The 7,294-nt window shown below is 50.7% G+C and carries 6 protein-coding genes and 1 pseudogene; 6 read left to right on the top strand and 1 reads right to left on the bottom strand.

Annotation, left to right across the window (positions count from 1 at the left end; genetic code table 11):
- Positions 1 to 755: 755 nt before the first annotated feature.
- Positions 756 to 1,952: an ROK family transcriptional regulator gene (locus tag STRDD11_RS07075; protein WP_128836717.1), complete on the bottom strand. Its 1,197-nt coding sequence runs from the start codon at positions 1,950 to 1,952 to the stop codon at positions 756 to 758.
- 219 nt (positions 1,953 to 2,171) lie between these two features.
- Here STRDD11_RS07075 and STRDD11_RS07070 point away from each other — a divergent pair, with 219 nt between their 5' ends.
- The 6 genes and pseudogenes from STRDD11_RS07070 to STRDD11_RS14335 form a co-directional block, all read left to right on the top strand.
- Positions 2,172 to 2,489 carry a PTS sugar transporter subunit IIB gene (locus STRDD11_RS07070; RefSeq protein ID WP_128836716.1) on the top strand — a complete coding sequence of 106 codons (318 nt, stop codon included), beginning with the start codon at positions 2,172 to 2,174 and terminating at the stop codon, positions 2,487 to 2,489.
- 8 nt (positions 2,490 to 2,497) lie between these two features.
- The gene (locus STRDD11_RS07065) at positions 2,498 to 2,815 is read left to right on the top strand and encodes a PTS sugar transporter subunit IIA (RefSeq protein ID WP_128836715.1); all 318 of its coding nucleotides are present in this window, start codon (positions 2,498 to 2,500) and stop codon (positions 2,813 to 2,815) included.
- A 12-nt stretch (positions 2,816 to 2,827) separates the two neighbouring features.
- The gene (locus STRDD11_RS07060; RefSeq protein WP_128836714.1) at positions 2,828 to 4,183 is read left to right on the top strand and encodes a PTS sugar transporter subunit IIC; all 1,356 of its coding nucleotides are present in this window, start codon (positions 2,828 to 2,830) and stop codon (positions 4,181 to 4,183) included.
- Positions 4,184 to 5,962 (top strand): glycoside hydrolase family 35 protein, encoded by a 1,779-nt coding sequence (locus tag STRDD11_RS07055; protein ID WP_128836713.1) that lies wholly within the window; start codon positions 4,184 to 4,186, stop codon positions 5,960 to 5,962.
- Positions 5,963 to 5,971: 9 nt separating this feature from the next.
- Positions 5,972 to 6,901 carry an aldo/keto reductase gene (locus STRDD11_RS07050; protein WP_128836712.1) on the top strand — a complete coding sequence of 310 codons (930 nt, stop codon included), beginning with the start codon at positions 5,972 to 5,974 and terminating at the stop codon, positions 6,899 to 6,901.
- Positions 6,902 to 6,966: 65 nt separating this feature from the next.
- Positions 6,967 to 7,294 (top strand): annotated as a pseudogene (locus tag STRDD11_RS14335) (peptidase); the annotation flags it as partial.

The raw sequence follows: 7,294 nt of genomic DNA, 5'->3' as shown, positions 1-7,294 counted from the left end.
CGGCGGTGGGACAGAACTAAATTTTGAAAAAATTTAGTTCCCTTCACTCTTTTGTTTCTAAGCTCAGGCTGAAAAGGTTCCCCAAACCTTTTCACTCCCAGTCCGCGAGGCTCTCACAGTCCAGGTGGACTGTGAGAGGTTGGAGATAAAACAAACGCAGTTTGTGTCAAAACAGTCCAGGTGGACTGTGAGAGGTTGGGGATAAAACAAACGCAGTTTGTGTCAAAACAGTCCAGGTGGACTGTGAGAGGTTGGAGATAAAACAAACGCAGTTTGTGTCAAAACAGTCCGGGTGGACTGTGAGAGGTTGGGGATGAGGAAAACAGAGTTTTCCTCAATGTAGGAGCTTTTTGGAGTCTAAAAGACGAACAGTCTTGACACATCCTAACGGATGTTTCATCCATAACCTCAAAGCAGTGCTTTTGTTGCTTCCTATCGGAAGCTCTATCTATAACCTCAAAACCTCCACTGGGGCTTTTGAGCAATCAGCTACCGCGTCAAGAGTTTTTTTCCAAAACAAAGCGAGACTGAAGGACTTTTATACAGTATCTTCTAAAAGATCCATCCCTCTGTGGGTGAGGGCGCAGCCATCATGGGCGTCTGTCTCAGCCTCCTGCTAAAAGACTATAAAAAATCCGTGCTGCAAAGCGCGGATTTTTTAGTCTTTTTGTTTGCTTTTAGTAGTGGCGGTGGGACGGTTTTTCGCCTATTAATCCTGCCCTTATCCCTTGTCAAAACTCGATTTTCTTTGGGGATCAGAATGTGCTGTTTTTGTCCAGAAATTCATGGTAAACACAGAGACTGACGGCCGCCCGGGCAATATTGAGCTGAGAGTAAGGGATGATAATGATCTCGGCCTGCTTCTGCTTGGGAAAGAGCGGCGCAGCCTGCTCCAGCTGGGCTAAAATCTGCTCCGCAATCAAAGGGGAGGAGAAAAACTCTCCGTCCAGATAGATTCGCTCGGTGTCGATGAGCTGGCAGAGGTTGGAAATCGAAATGGCCAGATAGCGGCAGGCGGTATGAATCAGCTCTATACTGCCGAGATCGCCCAAGCGATAGGCAGCCAGAAGGGTATCCAGCTGAATATCACTGGGCTCTGCCACCAGCGTTTTTAACAGGGAAGTCTGGGAAGACTGGTGCAAAATCGCCGCTTTGTCAATGAGAGAGCTCTCGCTGGCATAGACCTGCAGGCAGCCGTTTTTCCCGCAGGGGCAGCGTTCTCCTTCGGGGTTCATCACGGTATGGCCCACCTCGCCAATCAAAAAGTTATCCTGGCTGTAAATGCTGCCCCTGTACATGTAAGAGCAGTGAATCCCTCTGGCAAGGTGATAGACGATAAAATTGCTGTCTGCTGGATGGTAGCTGAAGAGGCGCTCGGCCAGGGTCAGGCAGTGGGATTTGTTGGCGAAATAGACCGGGACGGAGAAGGCCTCCTGAATGGTCCGCAGATTAATCTGGCCCCAATGCGGATTTTTAGAAACAATAAAGTCGCTTTCAGAAAGATTGGGATGGCCCGGCAGGGCTACAGCGATAGCAGAGATCGGATGCTGGCTGTTTTTCTGCAGGAAGTCCTTGATAAAGCGGATGATTTCTGAGTCGGACGGTCCGCCGGTCCAGTCGATCTGATAAGGCTGGCAGGCGCTCTCAATGACCTCTCCGACATTATCTGTAATGGCCGCAGCCAGCTGTTTTTCTGAAATCTCAAAGCCCAGATAGCAGCGCTGGCGGGGGGCGATGTCCAGCAGGGTCTTTTTGCGGCCTACGCTGTCATCGCTCAGCTCCCCCAATTCCAGCACCAGACCTTCCTTAATCAGCTGATTGATAATCGTTCCGGTGGTGGCTGGTGTGATATGGCTTTCTTTTGAAATATCGATCCGGGAAATCGGCCGTTTGGCATAGAGCTGGTCTAAGACGGTCGCTCGGAGTTCCGTTTGTTTTTTGGTTCTTGTCATCGTCAGTTCCTCTGCCGTTATATTAACAAAAAATAAATAAAAATACAAGATGAAAGCGTTGACATTTTAGAAAAAAGCGGATATACTATTTATAGAAAATTAATAATACGATAAAATTTATTCTTTTTCTGGGTTTTTGTTTATATATTAAAAATAATTGTCAGGATTTGCCTGACCTGTTGCTCAAATGATTTAACATTTTGAAAAGGAGAATTGCCTATGGAAGCAAAACAAATTATGCTGGTCTGTGCGGCCGGGATGAGCACCAGCCTCATGGTCAATAAAATGCAGAAAGCTGCGGAAGATCGGGGATTGGCTGCAAGAATCTTTGCTGTACCGGTACCCGAAGCGGCGGAATATCTGGCCAATGAGCAGGTGGATGTCCTCTTGCTGGGGCCGCAGGTCCGCTATCTGCTGGATGATTTTAAGGAAAAAACAGCCGAAAAAGGCATCCCAGTAGAGGTCATTCCCATGACAGACTATGGGATGATGAAGGGGGATAAGGTCTTGGATTTGGCAGAGTCCCTCATAGGATAGGAGGCAGTATGGCAGACCAATCATCGCTGGAGGTCGCTATGACCCTCATCATGTACGGCGGCGAGGCGAAGTCCTGTGCGGTCGAAGCGATTGCCGCCGCCAAGGGGGGTGACTTTCCCCGGGCAGCAGCAAAGCTGGAGCTGGCTCAAAAAGCCCTGCTGCAGGCTCATCATGCCCAGGCTGAAATGCTGACCAAGGAGGCGCAAGGAGAAAATACAGAACTCAGTTTATTTATGGTGCATGGGCAGGATCATCTCATGACCAGTATTGCCTTTGTGGATTTGGCAAAGGAAATCATTGATTTGCATAAGAAATTTAAAGAATAGGAGATCAGTCTTATGAGTAGTTTGGTTGATAAATGGCAGGCTCGGCTCATGCCGATTGCCAACAAAGTCGGCAACCAAAAGTTTCTGGTTGCTCTGCGTGATTCTTTTATTGGGACCATGCCGATTATTATGACGGGCTCTTTTGCCCTGATGGTCAACGCCTTTCTGTCTGATTTGCCGGGACAGTTTGGCTGGACTTGGATTTCGTCGACCTTCCAGTGGCTGATTGATATCAACTGGCTGGTTTTTAAAGGCAGCATTCCCATTGTTGTCCTCTTGTTTCTATTTACTTTCGGTGTCAATATCGCCAAGATTTACAAGACTGATCAGATATCGGCCGGTTTGGTAGCAGTGGCTTCCTATGTCATTACAATCGGCGGCTCTGTCACCAAGACCTTTGAGCTGGCAGGGAAAACACCGGGTCTGAGCAAGGCTATTGAAAAACTTCCGGAGCTGAAGCTGGATGGCACCAATCTGGATGTCACCATCAGCAGCGTTATTCCGGGGGATCAGATCAGCGCCCGCGGTTATTTCACGGCGATTCTGATTGGCTTTATTTCGGTCATTATTTTCTGTAAGGTCATGAACCGCAACTGGACCATCAAGCTGCCGGACTCTGTACCGCCGGCAATCATGAAGCCCTTCATGTCCATTATCCCGGCTGCGATTGCCATGTATATTATCGGCATTGCGACCTATGCCTTCAACCAGCTGACCGGCGAGCTGCTGATTGACTGGATTTACAAGGTTCTGCAGGCACCGCTCCTCAGTATGTCCCAAAGTTTCTGGGCTGTGCTCTTGATCGTCTTTCTCAATAAGATTTTCTGGTTCTTCGGTCTGCACGGGGGCAATGTTTTGGCCCCAGTCATGGCCAGCCTCTTTGGTGTGACCATGCTGGCCAATCTGGAGGCCTATCAGGCTGGGCAGGCTATTCCTTATATGTGGACAGACAATTCCTTTGGAGCTTTCGTCTGGTTTGATGCGATTGGGGTTGCCATTGCCATTCTCTGGCAGTCTCGGAACAAGCACTATCGGGAAGTGGCCAAGCTGGGAATCTTCCCGATGATCTTTAATATCGGTGAGCCGGTCATGTACGGTCTGCCGATTGTCCTCAATCCGATTATGTTTATCCCTTATGTCCTGACGCCGATGGTCATGGTGACGGTGGCCTACTTTGCTACCACGCTGGGGCTGGTGGCACCTGTCACGCAGAATGTGACCTGGGTCATGCCGCCCGTCCTCTATGGTTTCTTTGCGACAGCCTTTGACTGGCGGGCTATTATCCTGTCTCTGGTCAATGTGGCCATCTCGACCTTTATCTACCTGCCTTTTGTCAAAATGGCAGACAAACAGGAGGAGCTTGGATAGATGGCAAGATTTGAAATTAAAGAAGAATTTTATCTCGACGGCCAGCCTTTTAAGATTTTGTCAGGAGCTGTCCAGTATTTTCGGCTTCATCCTGATCAATGGCGGGAAACTCTTTACAATCTGAAAGCTTTGGGCTTTAATACGGTGGAGACCTATATTCCCTGGGCTTTGCATGAGCCTCAGGAGGGTCAGTTTACTGCAGACGGCCTGCTGGATTTTGAAGCCTATTTCGACTTGGTGCAGGAGATGGGGCTGCATCTCATCGTCCGGCCGACGCCTTATATCTGTGCGGAGTTTGACTTTGGAGGTCTGCCGGCCTGGCTCTTGACTTATCCGGATATGCGCCTGCGGGTCAACCATCCTCTCTTTTTGGAAAAGGTCAGTCGTTTCTATGACTGGCTCTTTCCCAAACTGCTGCCTTATCAGTCCAGTCAGGGCGGGCCTATTCTCATGATGCAGGTAGAGAATGAGTACGGCTCCTATGCAGAAGACAAGGACTACATGCGCCATATTGCTCAGATGATGAGAGACCGCGGCGTTACGGTGCCTCTCTTTACCTCAGACGGAACTTGGATAGAGGCTCTGGAGTCCGGTACCCTGATTGAGGATGGCATTTTTGTGACGGGAAATTTTGGCTCCCAAGCCAAGGAAAATACAGACAATCTGCGGTCCTTTATGGAAAGGCACGGCCAGAAGTGGCCGCTCATGTGTACAGAATTTTGGGACGGCTGGTTCAGCCGCTGGGGCGAGGAGATTGTCCGACGGGAGGCGGAGGATCTGGCGCGGGATGTCAAGGAAATGCTGCAGATTGGCAGTATGAACCTCTTTCTGCTGCGGGGCGGTACCAATTTTGGCTTTATCAGCGGCTGTTCGGCCCGCAAGACCAAGGACCTGCCCCAGATAACTTCCTATGACTTTGATGCTCCGATAACCGAGTGGGGGGTGCCGACAGAAAAATACTATGCTGTTCAGCGCGTGACCCACGAAGTCTTTCCGGAGCTGGAGCAGTTTGAGCCTATCGTCCGCAAGGCTAAGGCCTATGGGACTTTCCCGCTGCTTGGCACGGCCAATCTGCTGGAGGTGGCACCGGCAATCAGCGAGGAAATCCTGCTGGACTATCCTCAGCCTATGGAGAAAATAGGCCAAAATCATGGCTACATTCTCTACCGCTCAGAGGTGAAGAATCAGCACCACGAAGAAAGGCTCAAGGCGCTGGAGACGCATGACCGCTGCCATTTCTACGTTAACCGCCAGCATCTGGCTACTCAGTATCGGGAGGAAATCGGCGATGAACTGCTCTTTTCGGCTGACACGGAAAGGATTGGCATCGATGTGCTGGTGGAAAATATGGGCCGGGTCAATTACGGCTACAAGCTGGGTGCGCCCAGCCAGTCCAAGGGGGTCAAGGGCGGGATTATGATCAACCATCAATTCCGCAAGGGCTGGAAGCATTATGCTCTCAAGTTTGATCAGGAAATGCTGGACAGACTGGACTGCAGCGCTGCTCTGCCGGAAGTCGTCAAAGCACCGACTTTCTACCGCTTCGAGGCCGAACTGGATGACATTGCAGATACCTTTATTGACTGCTCTAAGTACGGTAAGGGCTGTATTGCTGTCAATGGCTTTAATCTGGGCCGCTACTGGAATGAAGGTCCCATCCACTATCTCTATGTGCCATCCGGCTTTCTGAAGGAAAAGAATGAGTTTATCGTCTTTGAAACGGAGAATGTCAAGATTGAGGAATTAACCCTGCTTGACCGCCCAGTCTATAAGGAATGAGGTGACGGAATGAACTATTTAACAGTCGGAAATGAGCTGGAAGGAGCCAGTCAGCTGGTTCTGGGCTGTATGCGTCTGGCTGAGCATTCGCCGGAAGAGATTATTTCAGTCCTTGAAACGGCCGGAGAGGTCGGGATTAACTTCTTTGACCATTCGGACGTCTATGCCGGCGGCCAGTCTGAAGCCAAATTTGCCCAGGCCCTGCAGCTGGCCAAGATTCCCCGGGATCGCTTTTTGATCCAGTCCAAGTGTGGCCTGCGGGATGTTCACAGCAATTACCATTTTGACTTTTCCAAGGACTACATCATCAGTTCGGTCGAAGCCAGCCTAAAGAGGCTGCAGACCGACTATCTGGACGTGCTCCTCCTGCACCGGCCGGATGCTCTGGTCGAGCCTGAAGAGGTGGCAGAAGCATTCTCTCGGCTGCATCAGGCTGGCAAAGTCCGCTATTTCGGCGTCAGCAATCAAAATCCTTACCAAATAGAGCTGCTGCAAAAGAGCCTGGAGCAGCCGCTGATTATCAATCAGCTGCAGTTCGGTCCGGCCCACACGCCCATGATTGACGCAGGGCTCAACAGCAATATGCTCAATCAGCTGGCCGTCAATCGGGACGGCGGCGTACTGGATTACTGCCGCCTGCAGGGCATTACGATTCAGCCTTGGTCGCCTTTTCAGGTAGATCTGCAGCAGGGCCTCTTTATGAAACATCCAAAATACGCCCAGCTGACCGCTGTTTTGGAAAAATTTGCTGCAGCCTATCAGCTGTCTTTTGAGGCTATGGTGCTGGCTTGGATCCTGCGCCACCCTGCTCACATGCAGCCGATTGTCGGCAGCATGAATCCAGACCGGCTTCGTTCCATGGCGGCGGCCTTTGATGCAGAGCTGTCCCGGGCCGATTGGTATGAGATTTACAAGAGTGCCGGCAATCCCTTGCCTTAACTTTTCTGTAAGCAATCAATGGGAGATTATTAATGATTCAGCATTTTGAATGAGAGGAGAACAGCATGAATCATAAACTTCCTTTATCCAAATCCGCCGCTGCCGGAAAATACTGCAGCGGTCTGCTCCTGTGTGTTTCCCTCCTGTCCCTGCTCGCCCTGACCACTATCACAGCAGTTGGGGCTGATGAAACGGCTCCTGCGGCTGAAGTGGCTGCAGTGGACTTGGCTGCAGCCGAAAGCCCAGCAGCCCCGGCAGCAGCAACACCCGTGGATGCTGCCAGTGACGCAGCTCCCGCAGCAGTGAACAGCCAGGTGCAGGCCAGCCAAGTCATGTCCGATGAGCAAAAGCAGCGGGCCATTGCCCAAATGGGGGCCAACCAAGGCGATGTCT

It is taken from the genome of Streptococcus sp. DD11, assembly GCF_001578865.1.
Taxonomy (GTDB): Bacteria; Bacillota; Bacilli; order Lactobacillales; family Streptococcaceae; genus Streptococcus; species Streptococcus panodentis.
Note: the sequence above shows the minus strand (reverse complement) of the source record. Positions and strands in the feature narration are given on the sequence as shown.

Coding starts and splice junctions, on each gene's coding strand:
- STRDD11_RS07065 (WP_128836715.1), top strand. CDS start 2,498: ATGGCAGACCAATCATCGCTGGAGGTCGCTATGACCCTCATCATGTAC.
- STRDD11_RS07070 (WP_128836716.1), top strand. CDS start 2,172: ATGGAAGCAAAACAAATTATGCTGGTCTGTGCGGCCGGGATGAGCACC.
- STRDD11_RS07050 (WP_128836712.1), top strand. CDS start 5,972: ATGAACTATTTAACAGTCGGAAATGAGCTGGAAGGAGCCAGTCAGCTG.
- STRDD11_RS07055 (WP_128836713.1), top strand. CDS start 4,184: ATGGCAAGATTTGAAATTAAAGAAGAATTTTATCTCGACGGCCAGCCT.
- STRDD11_RS07075 (WP_128836717.1), bottom strand. CDS start 1,952: ATGACAAGAACCAAAAAACAAACGGAACTCCGAGCGACCGTCTTAGAC.
- STRDD11_RS07060 (WP_128836714.1), top strand. CDS start 2,828: ATGAGTAGTTTGGTTGATAAATGGCAGGCTCGGCTCATGCCGATTGCC.